The organism is Streptomyces sp. NPDC034085 (assembly GCF_055575555.1).
In genome coordinates, this window is the sequence record NZ_JBVISL010000011.1 from 66,066 (window position 1) to 81,178 (window position 15,113).

At 73.2% G+C, this 15,113-nt stretch carries 14 protein-coding genes and 1 riboswitch; of the genes, 7 read left to right on the forward strand and 7 right to left on the reverse strand.

Annotated features, from left to right (window positions below):
• Positions 1-24: 24 nt before the first annotated feature.
• Positions 25-600: a TerD family protein gene (locus ACZ501_RS29590; RefSeq protein WP_361598508.1), complete on the reverse strand. Its 576-nt coding sequence runs from the start codon at positions 598-600 to the stop codon at positions 25-27.
• 145 nt (positions 601-745) lie between these two features.
• Here ACZ501_RS29590 and arfB point away from each other — a divergent pair, with 145 nt between their 5' ends.
• The gene (arfB, locus tag ACZ501_RS29595; protein ID WP_361598511.1) at positions 746-1,171 is read left to right on the forward strand and encodes an alternative ribosome rescue aminoacyl-tRNA hydrolase ArfB; all 426 of its coding nucleotides are present in this window, start codon (positions 746-748) and stop codon (positions 1,169-1,171) included.
• 27 nt (positions 1,172-1,198) lie between these two features.
• On the opposite strand, the gene ACZ501_RS29600 is transcribed toward arfB, so the two are convergent.
• A complete protein-coding gene (locus ACZ501_RS29600) occupies positions 1,199-1,783 on the reverse strand; it encodes a flavin reductase family protein (RefSeq protein ID WP_468799534.1) in 585 nt (194 codons plus the stop codon).
• 303 nt (positions 1,784-2,086) lie between these two features.
• Between ACZ501_RS29600 and cdgB the strand changes: the two genes are divergently transcribed.
• Together cdgB and ACZ501_RS29610 are read left to right on the forward strand one after the other, a co-directional pair.
• Complete coding sequence (gene cdgB / locus ACZ501_RS29605) at positions 2,087-3,814, forward strand: diguanylate cyclase CdgB (RefSeq protein ID WP_468799536.1); 1,728 nt, start codon at positions 2,087-2,089, stop codon at positions 3,812-3,814.
• Positions 3,815-3,882: 68 nt separating this feature from the next.
• Positions 3,883-4,914 (forward strand): carbohydrate-binding protein, encoded by a 1,032-nt coding sequence (locus ACZ501_RS29610; RefSeq protein WP_468799538.1) that lies wholly within the window; start codon positions 3,883-3,885, stop codon positions 4,912-4,914.
• Positions 4,915-4,921: 7 nt separating this feature from the next.
• On the opposite strand, the gene ACZ501_RS29615 is transcribed toward ACZ501_RS29610, so the two are convergent.
• The 3 genes from ACZ501_RS29615 to ACZ501_RS29625 form a co-directional block, all read right to left on the reverse strand.
• Complete coding sequence (locus ACZ501_RS29615; RefSeq protein ID WP_468799540.1) at positions 4,922-5,848, reverse strand: 1-phosphofructokinase family hexose kinase; 927 nt, start codon at positions 5,846-5,848, stop codon at positions 4,922-4,924.
• 103 nt (positions 5,849-5,951) lie between these two features.
• On the reverse strand, positions 5,952-7,103 hold the full coding sequence (gene nagA / locus ACZ501_RS29620) for an N-acetylglucosamine-6-phosphate deacetylase (RefSeq protein ID WP_361598526.1): 1,152 nt from the start codon (positions 7,101-7,103) through the stop codon (positions 5,952-5,954).
• Complete coding sequence (locus ACZ501_RS29625) at positions 7,103-8,035, reverse strand: ROK family protein (protein ID WP_361598604.1); 933 nt, start codon at positions 8,033-8,035, stop codon at positions 7,103-7,105. Before ACZ501_RS29625 ends, nagA begins: the two co-directional genes overlap by 1 nt.
• 211 nt (positions 8,036-8,246) lie before the next feature.
• Between ACZ501_RS29625 and ACZ501_RS29630 the strand changes: the two genes are divergently transcribed.
• The 3 genes from ACZ501_RS29630 (at position 8,247) to otsB (ending at position 10,829) form a co-directional block, all read left to right on the forward strand.
• Positions 8,247-9,551, forward strand: coding sequence for an extracellular solute-binding protein (locus tag ACZ501_RS29630; protein ID WP_361598529.1), 1,305 nt, complete (start codon positions 8,247-8,249; stop codon positions 9,549-9,551).
• Between the two features lie 90 nt (positions 9,552-9,641).
• Positions 9,642-9,914: a DUF3263 domain-containing protein gene (locus ACZ501_RS29635; protein ID WP_361598532.1), complete on the forward strand. Its 273-nt coding sequence runs from the start codon at positions 9,642-9,644 to the stop codon at positions 9,912-9,914.
• A gap of 54 nt (positions 9,915-9,968) precedes the next feature.
• Entirely contained in the window at positions 9,969-10,829 is an 861-nt protein-coding gene (gene otsB / locus ACZ501_RS29640) for a trehalose-phosphatase (RefSeq protein ID WP_468799542.1), read from the forward strand.
• 133 nt (positions 10,830-10,962) lie between these two features.
• On the opposite strand, the gene ACZ501_RS29645 is transcribed toward otsB, so the two are convergent.
• The gene (locus ACZ501_RS29645) at positions 10,963-12,420 is read right to left on the reverse strand and encodes an alpha,alpha-trehalose-phosphate synthase (UDP-forming) (protein WP_468799544.1); all 1,458 of its coding nucleotides are present in this window, start codon (positions 12,418-12,420) and stop codon (positions 10,963-10,965) included.
• A 104-nt stretch (positions 12,421-12,524) separates the two neighbouring features.
• On the reverse strand, positions 12,525-13,475 hold the full coding sequence (locus ACZ501_RS29650; RefSeq protein WP_468799546.1) for a glucosyl-3-phosphoglycerate synthase: 951 nt from the start codon (positions 13,473-13,475) through the stop codon (positions 12,525-12,527).
• A gap of 197 nt (positions 13,476-13,672) precedes the next feature.
• Positions 13,673-13,811, forward strand: a riboswitch (SAM riboswitch).
• 17 nt (positions 13,812-13,828) lie between these two features.
• Here ACZ501_RS29650 and thrC point away from each other — a divergent pair.
• Entirely contained in the window at positions 13,829-15,103 is a 1,275-nt protein-coding gene (thrC, locus tag ACZ501_RS29655; protein WP_361598544.1) for a threonine synthase, read from the forward strand.
• The last annotated feature ends 10 nt before the right edge of the window (positions 15,104-15,113 follow it).

Below are 15,113 nucleotides of genomic sequence, written 5' to 3' on the forward strand. Positions count from 1 at the left end.
GGGCTGGGGCGGGGGTGTCGCGGGTCAGACGTTGACGCCGAAGTCCTGGGCGATGCCGGTGAGGCCGGAGGCGTAGCCCTGGCCGACCGCGCGGAACTTCCACTCGGCGCCGTTGCGGTAGAGCTCGCCGAAGACCATGGCGGTCTCGGTGGCGGCGTCCTCGGAGAGGTCGTAGCGGGCGATCTCGGCGCCGCCGGCCTGGTTGACGACGCGGATGTAGGCGTTGCGGACCTGGCCGAAGTTCTGGCTGCGGGACTCGGCGTCGTAGATCGAGACCGGGAAGACGATCTTGTCGACGTCGGCGGGCAGGCCGGCGAGGTTGACGTTGATGGCCTCGTCGTCGCCCGAGCCCTCGCCGGTGCGGTTGTCACCGGTGTGGACGATGGTCTGGTCCGGGGTGGACTTGTTGTTGAAGAAGACGAAGTGGCCGTCGGAGACGACCTTGCCGGTGGCGTTGACCGCGATGGCCGAGGCGTCGAGGTCGAAGTCGACACCGGTCGTCGTACGGACGTCCCAGCCGAGGCCGACCGTGACGGCGCTGAGGCCGGGGGCCTCCTTCGAGAGCGAGACGTTGCCGCCCTTGGACAGGCTTACTGCCATTTTGACTGGTGTCCTTCCTCGTCACACGACCGCGATACGCGGTCAAGTTACCGCTGCCCTGCATAACGCGGCGAGGGGGCGCACAGGTTCCCGGGAGCGGGAAATACGGGTGACGGCGGCCCCGGCGGGGGCCGATCATAGGGTCATGCCTGGTCCCTATGTCATCCGCGGTTCGGTCGTGCTCCCCGAGGCGGAGCTCTCCTGGCGGTTCTCGCGTTCCTCCGGGCCGGGCGGACAGCACGTCAACACCTCCGACTCGCGGGTGGAGCTGCTCTTCGACGTGGCGGCGACCGGCGCGCTGCCGCCGGTGTGGAAGGAGCGGGCGCTGGAGCGGCTCGCGCCGCGGCTGGTGGACGGTGTGGTGACGGTACGGGCCTCCGAGCACCGCTCGCAGTTCCGCAACCGGGAGATGGCGCTGGTCCGCCTGGCCTCGCTGCTGGCGGAGGCCACGGCCCCGCCGCCGAAGCCGCGCCGCGCGACGAAGATCCCGCGGGGCATCAACGAGCGGCGCCTGCGGGAGAAGAAGGCCCGGGGCGAGACCAAGCGCGGCCGCACCGGCCGCGACTGGTAGCGGGACCTGTGGTCCCCGCCGGCAGGCCTACGAGGCCAGGTGGCGGTAGCGGCCGCGGAAGTACGTCAGCGGCGGCGCCTCCGGGACCGGCAGGGCCGCGCCGAGGACGTGCCCGACGACCAGGGTGTGGTCGCCCGCGGTGACCCGGGACTCGGTGCGGCACTCCAGGGTGGCCAGCGCCCCCGACAGCAGCGGCGCCCCGGAGAGGGCGCCGCGCACGTACGGGACCCCCTCGAAGAGCAGGCGGTCGCTGATCCGGCCCTTCATCGCGAAGCGGCCCGCGACCTGGAGCTGGCTGTCCGCGAGGAGGGAGACCGCCCACAGCGGCTGCTCCGCGAGCAGGTCGTCCATCCGGGACCCCTCGCGCACGCTCACCAGCACCAGCGGCGGGTCCAGGGAGACCGACATGAAGGCGGTGGCCGTCATGCCGACGTCCTCGCCGCGCGGCCCGTCGGCGCTCAGGGGCGGCTCCTGCGCGGTGATCAGGCACACGCCGGACGCCAGCCGGGACATGGCGGCCCGGAACTCGTCGTTGCTCACCCCCTCAGGATGGGGGGTGGCCGCGTTCGCGGGGTGGACGGGAGCGGGGTGTACGGGGGTCGTCTTGGGCACGTACCGAACGCTAGTGCCGATATCGCGCGCCGCACATCGGCCGCGGGTCGGAGCCGTGTCCCCGCCTCGCGGCCTAGGCCGGGGCCCGTCGTTCGCTTCCGGAAACGGCCGGGAGCGCTCCCCCTCCCCCTGCGCCGCGCGGCACGTCTTTATTCATCCCATGTGACTTGAGTCACAGAGAGCAAGATTTGTTGACCCTGTGTACCTGCCGCACAGCTCACTGTGATTCAGTGGACGAGACACCGCAACGAAACGCCGATGACAAACCTGGAGTTGCTGTCGAGGTCTCGGGGAGAGCGAGCAATGGAGACCGAGTCGGAGCCGTACGTCCGTCTTGCGACCCTGCGGCAGCTGCACCAGGTGGTGGCCGAACTCAACACGGCCCGGAGCCTGGCGGACACCCTGCAGACCGTCGTGGACGGCATCGTCCGCGGCCTCGGCTACGAACTCGCCTGCGTCAACCTCGTACGTCCTGACGGCGATCTCGTCGTCGCCGCCTTCGCCGGCGACCCCGCCGCCGAAGCCCTGATCACCGGCCGCGTCGGCTCCCGCGGCGCCTGGGAGCGCCGGCTGACCATGGGCGAGGACTGGGACGGCCTGCGCTTCATACCGCACACCGAGGGCTGGGTCCTGATGGAGGACGACGTCCCCCAGTGGCACACGGACGGCCCCGACCCGCGCTTCCTGGACGAGTGGCACCCCGAGGACCGGCTCTACGCCCCCATGTACGCGACGGGCGGGGAACTCCTGGGCGTCATCTCGGTGGACAGACCGCGCAACGGGCGCCGCCCCGGCGCGTGGGGGCGCGAGGCACTCCAGATGTACGCCTTCCAGGCCGCCATTGCGATCAGCAACGCACGGCTGCGCGCGAACATGCAGCGGGCCCTGGTCCGGCTGGAGCGCGAGCAACAGGCCCTGCGGGCCAGCGAGGAGTCGTTCCGGCAGGCCTTCGAGTACGCCCCCAGCGGCATGGCCATCGCCGAGATGGGCGGCGACCAGCACGGCCGGCTGCTGCGCACCAACGACGCCCTGTGCCGGCTGCTGGGCCGGCCCGCCTCCGTGCTGCGCCGCTACTCCTTCTCCGACCTCGTCCACCCCGAGGACATCGGCACCCTGCTGCGCACCTCGGCCGAGGGCGGCCGCGCCGAGCTGCGCCTGGGGCGGCGCGACGGCACGTACGTATGGGTCTCGCTGCGCAACTCGGTGGTCGCGGACGCCGCGGACGGGCCCCGCTTCCTCCTCACCCACGTCGAGGACATCGAGGAGCGCAAGCGGCACGAACTCCAGCTCGCGCACCGCGCCAGCCACGACTCCCTCACCGGCCTGCCCAACAGCGCCGAGCTGCGCTCGCGGCTCGGCGCGCGCCTGTGCCGGCGGCCCCAGTCCGTACGGGCCACCGCGGTGGAGGCGCTGGACGCGGCGTACGAGGGCCGCCCCGGGGCGGGTGGTGCCGGCGAGCACGGCTTTCCGCCCGACGGACAGCCCTACGGCTACGACGCCGGCTTCGCCGCCGCCCCGGCCGGGCAGCCGGGCGAATCCTTCGACGTCCCCGGCGCGTTCCCCGGCGGCCCGGACGGCCCGTACGACCACCACGTGCACACGGTGGCGCCCGCCACGGACGTCGACGACGGCACCAAGGGGCTCGCGGTGCTCTTCTGCGACCTCGACGGCTTCAAGTCGATCAACGACCGGTTCGGCCACCACACCGGCGACGCGGTGCTGATCGAGGTCGCCCGGCGGCTGACGACGGGCGTCAGGGACGGTGACACCGTCGCCCGGCTGGGTGGCGACGAGTTCGTCGTCCTCGCCGACGGACTGGGCGCCGCGGACGCCGCCGACCTCGCCGTGCGGCTGCGCAACGCGATCATCCCGCCGATCCGCGTGGACGGCCGCGCGGTGCGCGTGGGGGCGAGTTTCGGGATCGGCTGGGCCAGCTGCGGGATGTCCGCGGACGAGGTGCTGCGCTCCGCCGACCAGCGGATGTACATCGAGAAGCGGTCCCGTTCCAAGGCGCACCGGCGGGCCGGCTGAGCCCGCGGGCCGCCCGTGGGCGCACGTGTTCGGGGTAGGCTCCCGTGGGTCGAAAGGAGTGACCTGCGATGACGACGCCCGCGAACAACGGCCCGCACGGTGGGGCGAACCAGCCCGAGGACGATGATCCGTTCGGCTACCTCTACGCGGACGGCCAGGCCGCCGGAGCCACCCCGCCCGGTCAGGGCGGCGGATACGGCTACCCCGGCCCGTCGGCCGGCGGACCGCCCGGCGCGCAGCCCGGCGTCCCCCGGACCTCGTACAACCAGGTGCGGACGGTCGGCGAGCGGACGTACGGCGGCCAGCGCGGCGCCGTGCCGCAGCAGCAGCCCCCGCAGGCCTACCAGGCCCAGTACCAGGCCCCGGAGGCCCTCCAGGCCGGCGGTTACGGGGTTCCGCAGCAGCCGTCAGCGCCGGGCCACTCCGCGGCGGCGGCCCACGGCGGGCGCGGCGGGCACGGTGGCGGGCGCGGTTCCTCCGGCGGGTCGAGCCGGCGCGGTCTGCTGATCGCCGCGGTCGCGGTGGTCGCCGCGGTCGGCATCGGCATCGGCGCGGCCCTGATGTTCGGCGACAAGGGCGACAAGGACGAGAAGGCGCAGGGGAACCAGAACCAGCCGTCGTCCGCGCCCAAGAACTCCGACGGTCCGCAGGCCAGCGGTTCCCCGGCGCCGTCGGCGAGCCCGCTGCCCAAGGCGGACGCCTCCGGTTCCGGCATGAACCTGACGGGCGGTGCGGCGCTCACGGCCGTGGTGCCGGGTGCCAAGAGCGCGGGCGGCCAGTACGTCGGCAACTTCAACCAGACCGGCGCCGCGCTGACCTGGACGCTGGACGCGCCGAAGGCGTCCCAGTACAAGCTGAAGATCAGTTACGCGGTGCCGGGCAAGGCCGCGAGCACCACGCTCACCGTCAACGGCGAGCAGCAGACGCGCCCGATAAACATGGACAACTTCTCGCACGCCAAGCCGGGCGAGTGGGACAAGTGGACGTACACGCACTCCAACGTGGAGCTGAAGAAGGGTACGAACACGGTCAAGATCTCCTGCGAGACCGGCAACCAGTGCGAGATCATCATCGACCAGCTCTGGCTGGAGCCGCTGTAGCCGGTGCTCAGTCCGGCTGACCGGACGTCACCTTGACCGACCCCCGTACCTCTTCGTAGGTGCGGGGGTCGAACTCTCCCGCCGTCGGGGCGTGCACGGTGGCGGCGGAGAGGGCCACCGCGCGGACGAGGCGCTCGGGCCAGTCCAGGCCCCGCACCAGGGCGGAGAGCAGGCCCGCCACGGCGGAGTCGCCCGCGCCGGTGGGGTTGCCGCGCAGCGGGCGGGGCGGGGCGGCGTGCCAGGTGCCCTCGGGGGTGGCGGCGAGGAGCCCGTCGGCGCCCAGGGAGGTGACCACCGCGTGGGCGCCGCGGCGGCGGGCGTCGCGGGTGGCGGGCAGCGGGTCGCGGGAGCCGGTCAGCTCCGCGAGTTCGGCCGCGTTCGGCTTGATGATCTCCGGCCGGGCGGCGACGCCGCGCCGCAGGGCCTCGCCGCTGGTGTCGAGCAGCACCGGGGCGCCGGCCGCGCGGGCCGCCCGTACGAGGACCGCGTACGCGCCGACCGGCACGCCGGGTGGCAGGCTGCCGCACAGGGCCACCGCGCGGGCGCCGGGGAGGAGTTCGGCGTACCGCTCCAGGAAGGCGGCCCATTCGGCGGGGGAGATCTGCGGGCCGGGTTCGTTGAACTGGGTGGTGTCCCCGGTGCTCTCGTCGACGACGGCCAGGGTGCGCCGGGTGGTGCCCGCGCAGGGGACGAGGGCGTCGGTCACCCCGGGCGCGGCGGCGAGGAGTTCGCGTACGACCTGGCCGGTGGGGCCGCCCGCGAAGCCCGTCGCCGTGACGTCGTCGCCGAGCGCGGCGAGCACCCGGGCGACGTTCAGGCCCTTCCCGCCGGGGCGTTCGGTGACACCGGTGACCCGGTGGGAGGTGTGCGGCAGCAGTCGCGGCACCCGGTGGGTGACGTCGAGCGCGGTGTTGAGCGTCACGGTGAGGATCATGGCCAGCCCCGGTCTTGGTGTGTGCCGGGATCATGCCAAATCGAGGGCGGCCAGCCCAGTCCCGGAGGCGGGCCGCCTCCGGGAGGCCGGTCGAAGGGCTCGTTCAGTCCAGCGGGCTGACGATCCATTCACCGCGCCGCATGACGCCCTTGACGTCGAACGCGGCGTCCAGGACCACCAGGTCGGCGTACTTGCCGGGTTCCAGCGAGCCGACCTCGTCGTAGAGGCCCAGCAGCTTGGCCGGGTTGGCCGAGATCGCCTGGACCACCGACTCGACGGGCAGCCGGTCCACCGTCACCGACCGCTTGAACGCGGTGTCCAGGGTCAGCGTGGAGCCGGCGATGGAGCCGCCCTCCACGAGCCGGGCCACACCGTCCTTGACCTCCACCTCCAGCGGGCCGAGGTGGTAGGTGCCGTCGCCGAAGCCGGCCGCGTCCATGGCGTCGGTGATCAGCGCGACGCGGTGCGCGCCCGCGTGGTGGAAGGCCAGCTCCAGCATCGCCGGGTGCAGGTGGGTGCCGTCGTTGATCAGCTCGACGGTGACCCGCTCGTCCTCCAGCAGCGCGGCGATCGGGCCGGGGGCGCGGTGCTCCAGGCCGGGCATGGCGTTGTAGAGGTGGGTGGCGACGGTCGCGCCGGCGTCGATGGCCTGGCGGGTCTGGTCGTACGTGGAGTCGGTGTGGCCGATCGCGGCGATGACCCCGTGCTCGGCCAGCAGCCGTACGGACTCCAGGCCGCCGGGGAGTTCGGTGGCGAGGGTGACCATGCGCGCGGTGCCGTGCGCGGCGTCGACCAGCTTGCGGACCTCGGCCGGGTCGGGGTCGCGCAGCAGTTCCTCCTTGTGCGCGCCCTTGCGGCAGGGGTTGATGAAGGGGCCCTCGAAGTGGATGCCGGCGATCTCGCCCTGCTGGGTGAGCTCGGCGAGCAGCCCGGCGCGGCGGGCCAGTTCGTCCAGGTCGCCGGTGACGGTGGAGGCGACGAGGGTGGTGGTGCCATGTTCGCGGTGGGTGCGCACCCCCTTGAGGACCTCCTCGGCGGTGCCGGAGGTGAAGGAGGCGCCGCCGCCGCCGTGGTTGTGCATGTCCACGAAGCCGGGGACGATCCAGTGCCCGGCCAGGTCGACGACGCGTGCGTCGTCGGGGGCGCTGCCGGCGACGCGGGCGCCCTCGACGATGACGCGGCCGCCCGCCACGATCCCGGTGGGCAGCACCACCCTCGCGCCGGAGAGAACGGTGCTCTGTGCGCTTCCGGACATCAGGCCGGTACCTCCGTGGCGAGTAGGTCCCAGGCGAGCAGCCCTGCGCCCAGGCATCCGGCGGTGTCCCCGAGGGCGGCCGGAACGATGTCGGGCAGCCGCTGGAACGTCACGCGTTCCCCCACGGCCGTCCGCAGCGGTGTGAACAAGGTTTCCCCGGCCTCGGCGAGGCCGCCACCGATGATCAGCGTGCTGGGGTCCAGCAGGGTGAGCGCGGTGACCAGCCCGTCGGCGAGGGCGGCGACGGCGGCCAGCCAGATCGCGCGGGCGGCCGGGTCACCGGAGGCGACGGCCTTGGCGCAGTCGGCGGCGTCCGCCTCGGGATCGCCGGAGGCGGCGGCCCAGGCCCGGCTCACGGCGGAGGCGGAGGCCAGGGTCTCCAGGCAGCCGTACTGGCCGCAGCCGCAGGCGGGGCCGCCGGGGCGGACCACGATGTGCCCGATCTCGCCGGCGTAGCCGTGGGCGCCGGCCTCGATGCGGCCGGCGATGCCGATGGCGCCGGCGATGCCCGTGCCGAGCGGGACGAAGAGGAAGCGGTCGGCGCCCGCGCCCGCGCCGATGCGGCCCTCGGCGAGTCCGCCCGTACGGACGTCGTGGCCGAGGGCGACCGGGATCCCGCCGAGGCGGGCGCCGAGCAGGTCGCGCATCGGTACGTCGCGCCAGCCGAGGTTCGCCGCGTAGACGGCGAGGCCCCGCTCGGCGTCGACGATGCCGGGGACGGCGACGCCGGCGGCGGAGGCGGTCGTGCCGAAGCGCTCCCGGCCGATGCCGAGGAGCTCGGCGGCGAAGTCCAGGATCGTCTCGACGACGGCTTCGGCGCCCCGCTCGCGGCCGGTGGCGCGGCGGGCCTCGTGCAGCAGGGAGCCGTCCGCGCCGATGAGGGCGGCCTTGATCCCGGTGCCGCCCACATCGAGGGCGATGACGTGTTTCACGGGTTTCACAGCAGACAGTCTCGCGTGCTCGGCGGGGAAAGGTCTAGTCCATTGGGCGGGATTGTTGAGCGGCCATACAAATCCGGGCCGGTATCCGGACACGGTCCGGACACGGTCCTGCGCGCGACCCCGTTCCGGATGTGGCGGAGCCGTCAAAGTGGTGTAGACCTTATGACGGATCGTACGTACAACCAGGGGTGGATCGAGAACTGTGAAGGGCCGTTACCTGAGGCCGGCCGCGTCCGGCGCCGCGCTGTGCCTGACCGTGGCGACGCTGGCGGGCTGTGGAACGCTGTCCGGCCTCGCCGGGGACAACGAGGTGACCCTGCGGGTCGTGGCGGCCGACTACGGGGACAATCCGCAGAACTCCTCCGCCGGCTACTGGAAGGACCTCGCCGCCTCCTTCGAGAAGGACAACCCCGGCGTCCACGTCGAGGTGAGCGTCTACTCCTGGTCGGAGGTCGACGCCAAGGTCGCCGAGATGGTCAAGGCCGGCAAGGCCCCCGACATCGCGCAGATCGGCGCCTACGCCGACTACGCCGAAGCCGGCAAGCTCTACACCGCCGACGAGCTGCTGTCCGTCACCACCGAGGCCGACTTCCTCGCCCCGCTCGCCGACGCCGGCAAGGTCAAGCGGGTCCAGTACGGCATGCCCTTCGTGGCCAGCACCCGGCTGCTCTTCTACAACCAGAAGCTGCTCGGCGACGCCGGGGTCATCCCCAAGGACAGCACCGCGGGCTGGCAGCCGAAGAGCTGGGCGGACCTGGAGGCGGCCGCCAAGAAGCTCAAGGCGGCGAACGTCCCGACCCCCTTCGCGCTGCCCCTGGGCCGCGAGGAGGCGCAGGCCGAGACGATGATGTGGATGCTCTCGGGCGGTGGCGGCTACACCGACAACGAGGAGGCGTACGCGATCGACTCCCCGGAGAACGTGAAGTCGCTGGAGTTCCTCCGCGACAAGATGGTCGGCCAGCAGCTGACCGGCCCGGTCGAGCCGGGCAAGCTGGACCGCCAGGCCGCCTTCGACGCCTTCACGCGCGGCGAGGTGGGCATGCTCAACGGCCACCCGACGCTGCTGAAGCAGGCCGCCGGGAAGGGCGTGCGGTTCGGGATGGTCCCCATGCCGACCGTCGACGGCACCGACCACTCCGCCATGGGCGTCGCGGACTGGGTGATGGCCTTCAAGAACGGCCACCGGAAGGAGTCCGGGAAGTTCCTGGACCACCTGTTCTCGGCGAAGAACGTGACGACCTTCACCAACACCTACGACCTGCTGCCGGTCACCACCAGCGGCTACCGGGCCATGGCCGCCAGTACGGGTGGCTCGGCGACGCAGCTGAAGACCTTCCTGGCGGCCCTGCCGAACGCCCGCCTCTACCCGGTGGGCAAGAAGTCCTGGGCGGGCGTCAGCGAGGACGTGAAGCAGAACATCGGCAAGGCCGTCCAGCCGGGCGGACAGCCCGCGAAGGTCCTGGAGGAGATCGCGACGACGGCGCGCAAGGCGGACGGGGAGCGCTGAGGGCGGGCGCGCGAGGGGTCCGGCGCGGGCGCGGGAGGGGCGCGGGGGCGGCCCGGGGGCGGTGTCGGTGGGCGGCGTTAATGTGGCCGTATGACGGATGGCGGGCAGGCGGGTGACACGGGGGCGGAGGCGGCGCAGGGCCGGCTGACCGCCGCCGAGGCCGCCGTGCTCGCGTACGAGGGCCGCAGCTGGCCCGGCCCCGGCGCCAAGGAGCGGGCGATACGGGAGGGCCTGGGGCTCACCCCGGTCCGCTACTACCAGCTGCTCAACGCCCTCATGGACGACCCCCGCGCCCTCGCCCACGCCCCGGGCACCGTCAACCGCCTCCGCCGCATCCGCGAGGCCCAGCGGGCACGGCGCTAGGCCGTCGCGGAGGCGGGGTGGGCGGGTCAGGGCCGCCCCGGTAGGGTCGTCCGTATGGGGAGCCAGCCGCACGACCTGCCGCCTATGCCCGTGCCCGCCACCGCAGCCGGACGGGAGGGACTCGAAGCCCTGCTGCGCACGCCGCGCAGAGCCGTCGTCGCGCTCGACTTCGACGGCACCCTCGCCGAGATCGTCCCCGACCCCGACCAGGCCCGCGCCCACCCCGCCGCCGTCCCGGCGCTCGCCGAGCTGGCGCCCCGGGTCGACGCGGTGGCCGTCGTCACCGGCCGCCCGGCGGGCGTCGCCGTACGCCACGGCGGCTTCGCGGGCGTGCCCGGGCTGGAGCACCTCGTGGTCCTGGGCCACTACGGCGCCGAGCGCTGGGACGCGGTCACCGGCAGCGTCCGCGCCCCCGCCGAACACCCCGGGGTCGCCGCCGTACGGGCGGAGCTGCCGGGCTTCCTCGACGCGATCGGGGCGTGGCGCGGGACCTGGATCGAGGAGAAGGGCCGGGCGCTGGCCGTCCACACCCGCCGCGCCGAGGACCCGGAGGCGGCCTTCGAGGCCCTGCGCGAGCCCCTCGCGGAGCTCGCCGCCCGGCACGGGCTGATGGTCGAGCCGGGCCGGGCGGTGCTGGAGCTGCGCCCGCCGGGCATGGACAAGGGCGTCGCCCTGACGGAGTTCCTGGCCGAACGGGACGCCGAGGCCGTCCTGTACGCGGGGGACGACCTGGGTGACCTCGCGGCGTTTTCGGCGGTGGAGAAGCGCCGCGCCGACGGCCTCCCGGGGCTGCTGGTGTGCAGCGGCTCGGCCGAAGTCCCCGAACTCGCAGCCCGAGCCGACCTGGTCCTCCCGGGCCCGGCGGCGGTGACGGCCTTCCTGGCCCGCCTGGCGGCGGCCCTCCGGGACGCGTAGCCGGGCCGGCCCGGGGCGCGGGCCAGGGCCCGGGGAGCGGTGCCTTGGCGGGCCGGCCCGAACCGGAAGGACGATGGGACTGACGGGAACCCCCGAACCAGCCCTGAGACGGCCCGTGAGGGCACCGTCCCCCTCACCCCCGCAGGGCCTCCAGTTGCGCCGTGAACCAGGCCGCCGGGGGGAGGGTCGTGGCGGCTGCCGCGAGGCGCTTGGTGCGGGCCGTGCGTTCCTCCGGCGGCATCGACAGGGCCTCGTGGAGTGCGGCGGCCGTCGCCGAGACGTCGTACGGGTTGACCGTCAGGGCGTCCCCGCGCAGTTCCTCGTACGCCCCCGCCCCCGTGGACAGGACCAGCGCGCAGCCCTCCTCCGACACCACCGGGATCTCCTTCGCGACGAGGTTCATCCCGTCCCGCACCGGGTTGATCAGGGCCACGTCCGCCATGCGGTACGCGGCCAGCGAGCGCGCGAAGTCGTCCTCCACGGAGAGGAGGACCGGCTGCCAGTCCTCGGTGCCGAACTCCGCGTTGATCTCCGTGGCCAGGTCGCGGACGGACGCGGTGTAGTCCCGGTACACCTTCAGGTCCTGCCGGGAGGGGTACGCGGACGCCAGGTGCACCACGCGGCCGCGCCACTCGGGGTGGACCGTCAGCAGCTCCCGGTAGGCCAGCAGCCCGCGCAGGATGTTCTTCGACAGTTCGGTGCGGTCGACGCGCACGATGGTCTTGCGGTCGCCGACCTCCGCCCGCAGCGCCGCCAGCTTGTCGTCCACCTCGGGGCGGTGGGCGAGGGCCCGCAGGTCGTCCCCGTCGACGCCGAGGGCGAAGACCCCGACGTTGGTGCGCTTGTGCCGCACGGGGCTGTTGGGGTTCTTGTGGACGTAGCGGGCCTCCGCCGGATCCACCCCGGCCGGGGACTTCGGCTCGGCGATGCCCCGCTCGTCGTCCAGGTGCGCGCCGGCCATGAAGGTGTGCGCCCACGCCCAGGTGTGGAAGCCCACCAGGTCCGCGCCCAGCATCCCCCACACCAGCCGGCTGCGGATGTCGTCCGGGAGCATGTCCAGGAACTCCCGCGACGCCCAGGGGGTGTGCGTGAAGTGGGCGATCCGCAGGTCCGGCCGCAGTTCGCGCAGGGCGCCCGGGACCAGGGCCAGGTGGTAGTCCTGGACCAGGACCGACGCGCCCTCGGCGGCCTCCTCGGCCAGCGCTTCGGCGAAGGCCTGGTTGTAGGCGGCGTACGACTCCCAGCGGCGGCGGAACGCCGCGTCGAAGACCGGCTCGCGCGGGACGTCGTAGAGGTGGTGGTGGGTGAACCAGAGCACCGAGTTGGCGATGCCGTTGTACGCGTCGTCGTACACCGCCGGGTCGATGTCCAGCATCCGGACGCCCGGCTCGGAAACGCCCCGGCGGACCGCCTCCCGGTCGGCGTCGGACAGGGCCGCGCAGATCCACAGGGCCTCCGGCTGAGCGGCGAGCGCCGCGGACAGGCCGGAGACCAGGCCGCCACCGCCGCGGCGTGCGCTGAGGGTGCCGTCGGCGGCGAGGGCGTACGAGAGCGGGCCGCGGTTGGCGGCGACGAGTACCTGAGAAGCCATGCCGCGAACCTAGCCCGGGTCCTCCTCGCTCAAACGTCCGGGAATTGTCCGGTTCGTCACGCCCTGGCCGCGCCGCGCCCCGCGCCACCCGCGCGGCCCGCGCCTCACGCCACCCGCCGGCCCGCGTACTCCCCGACCTCCACCATCGGCGGCCGCTCCTCCGTGTCCACGGGGTACGTGCGCGGAACGAACCCGTCCGGCCCCCGCTCGAACTGCGTCAGCTCCGGCCGTACGAGGTGCCCGCGCGAGAGCCGCAGCTGCGCGGTGCGGTAGATCGCCGCGGCCATCCGGCCCAGCGCCCGCCCGTCCTGGTGCCGGTGCAGCCGGACCCCCACGTCCACCTGGGCCAGCGCGTCCAGCCCGGCCGTGTGCAGCGCGTCCACCAGCAGGCCCAGTTCCACCCCGTACCCGACGGGGAACGGCAGCCGCTCCAGCAGGGAGCGGCGCACCGCGTACTCACCCCCCAGCGGCTGGACGAACCCCGCCAGCTGCGGCCAGTGGAGGTTCAGCAGGGGCCGCGCCACCAGCTCCGTCACCCGGCCGCCCTGCCCGGGGGCGTCCCCCAGGGGGCGGTCGTACATCGCCTTGACGAACTGCACCTGCGGGTCGGTCAGCAGCGGCCCGACGATCCCCGAGACGAAGACGGAGTCGAAGTCCCGCAGGTCGGCGTCCACGAAGCAGACGACGTCCCCGGTTGTGGCCAGCAGCGAGCGCCACAGCACCTCGCCCTTGCCCGGCAAGGCCGGGAGCCGCGGCAGGATCGCGTCGCGGTGCACCACCCGGGCGCCGGCCTCCGCGGCGACCTCGGCCGTACGGTCGGTGGAGCCCGAGTCGACCACCACCAGCTCGTCCACCAGCGGGACCGCGAGCCCCTCCATCAGGTCGCGCCGGATGACCTCGACGATCTGCCCGACGGTGGCCTCCTCGTCGAGCGCGGGCAGCACCACGCTGACCGTCGTCCCGGCCGCCCGTTTCCGTTCGAGCAGCTGGTCGAGCGGTCGGTCGGCGGCGGACCAGGAGCGGTCTGCCAGCCAGCGCTCCACCTCATCCAGCACTCTCAGCACTCCCTGGCTTCTCTGCGGCACTCGGCGGTTTGCGGCCGAATCGTGATCCATCTCGCGGTTCGGACGGCTGTCTCAACCGCCCGTCCCTTCGGTTACAGTCTTGAACAACGCGAAGGACCGCCGCATGCCGGGGGTCCCGCGCGACAAACGCACCGGCGCGCCACAGAGCGCGTGTGCCGGTGCCATACCGCTCATCCAGAGGGGCAGAGGGACACGGCCCGTTGAAGCCCCGGCAACCCTCCAGTCGGTTCTCGCACGCGCGGGGCCCCGGCTAGGGAAGGTGCCAATTCCGTCTCATGGCGAAGTGCGCCATGGGGAAGATGAGGAGAAAGGGCCTCGCCATCATGGCTGCACAGACTGTCGCCACCTCTGCCGATCTCGGACCCGCCACCGGCCTTTCCTGTCGCGAGTGCGGTACCCGCTTCGAACTGGGCCCCATCTTCGCGTGCGCCGAGTGCTTCGGCCCGCTGGAAGTGGCCTACGAACTGCCGCTCGGCGACCCCGAGGCCCTGCGCGCCGCGATCGAGGCCGGCCCGGACAACATCTGGCGCTACGCGCCGCTGCTGCCCGTCCCGGCGGACGTGGCCTCCAAGCCGAGCCTGAACCCCGGCTTCACCCAGCTCGTGGACGCGCAGAACCTGGCCAAGGAGCTGGGCGTCACCGGCAAGCTCTACGTCAAGGACGACTCCGGCAACCCGACGCACTCCTTCAAGGACCGTGTCGTGGCCATCGCCGTCGAGGCCGCCCGCGCCTTCGGCTTCACCACCCTCTCCTGCTCCTCCACCGGCAACCTGGCCGGCGCCGTCGGCGCCGCGGCCGCCCGGGCCGGATTCCGCTCCTGCGTGTTCATCCCGCACGACCTGGAGCAGGGCAAGGTCGTCATGGCCGGTGTCTACGGCGGCGACCTCGTCGGCATCGAGGGCAACTACGACGACGTCAACCGCTTCTGCTCCGAGCTCATCGGCGACCCGCTGGGCGAGGGCTGGGGCTTCGTCAACGTCAACCTGCGCCCCTACTACGGCGAGGGCTCCAAGACCCTGGCGTACGAGATCTGCGAGCAGCTCGGCTGGCAGCTGCCCGACCAGATCGTCGTCCCGATCGCGTCCGGCTCCCAGCTGACGAAGATCGACAAGGGCCTCCAGGAGCTGATCAAGCTCGGTCTGGTCGAGGACAAGCCCTACAAGATCTTCGGCGCCCAGGCCGAGGGCTGCTCCCCGGTCTCGACCGCCTTCAAGGCCGGCCACGACGTGGTCCGCCCGCAGAAGCCGAACACCATCGCCAAGTCGCTGGCCATCGGCAACCCGGCGGACGGCCCGTACGTCCTGGACATCGCGCGGCGCACCGGCGGCTACGTCGAGGACGTCACCGACGAGCAGGTCGTCGAGGCCATCAAGATCCTCGCGCGGGCCGAGGGCATCTTCGCCGAGACCGCGGGCGGCGTGACCGTCGGCGTGACGAAGAAGCTCATCGAGAACGGGCTGCTCGACCCGGCGCTGACCACCGTCGTCCTGAACACCGGTGACGGCCTCAAGACCCTGGAGGCGGTGTCCGGGGACACCGGGCAGACCGCCACCATCCGCCCGAGCCTGGACGCGTTCCGCGCCGCCGGGCTGGCCTGACCCTTCCCTC

Coding starts and splice junctions, on each gene's coding strand:
- ACZ501_RS29590 (WP_361598508.1), bottom strand. CDS start 600: ATGGCAGTAAGCCTGTCCAAGGGCGGCAACGTCTCGCTCTCGAAGGAG.
- arfB (WP_361598511.1), top strand. CDS start 746: ATGCCTGGTCCCTATGTCATCCGCGGTTCGGTCGTGCTCCCCGAGGCG.
- cdgB (WP_468799536.1), top strand. CDS start 2,087: ATGGAGACCGAGTCGGAGCCGTACGTCCGTCTTGCGACCCTGCGGCAG.
- ACZ501_RS29610 (WP_468799538.1), top strand. CDS start 3,883: ATGACGACGCCCGCGAACAACGGCCCGCACGGTGGGGCGAACCAGCCC.
- ACZ501_RS29615 (WP_468799540.1), bottom strand. CDS start 5,848: ATGATCCTCACCGTGACGCTCAACACCGCGCTCGACGTCACCCACCGG.
- nagA (WP_361598526.1), bottom strand. CDS start 7,103: ATGTCCGGAAGCGCACAGAGCACCGTTCTCTCCGGCGCGAGGGTGGTG.
- ACZ501_RS29635 (WP_361598532.1), top strand. CDS start 9,642: ATGACGGATGGCGGGCAGGCGGGTGACACGGGGGCGGAGGCGGCGCAG.
- otsB (WP_468799542.1), top strand. CDS start 9,969: ATGGGGAGCCAGCCGCACGACCTGCCGCCTATGCCCGTGCCCGCCACC.
- ACZ501_RS29645 (WP_468799544.1), bottom strand. CDS start 12,420: ATGGCTTCTCAGGTACTCGTCGCCGCCAACCGCGGCCCGCTCTCGTAC.
- thrC (WP_361598544.1), top strand. CDS start 13,829: ATGGCTGCACAGACTGTCGCCACCTCTGCCGATCTCGGACCCGCCACC.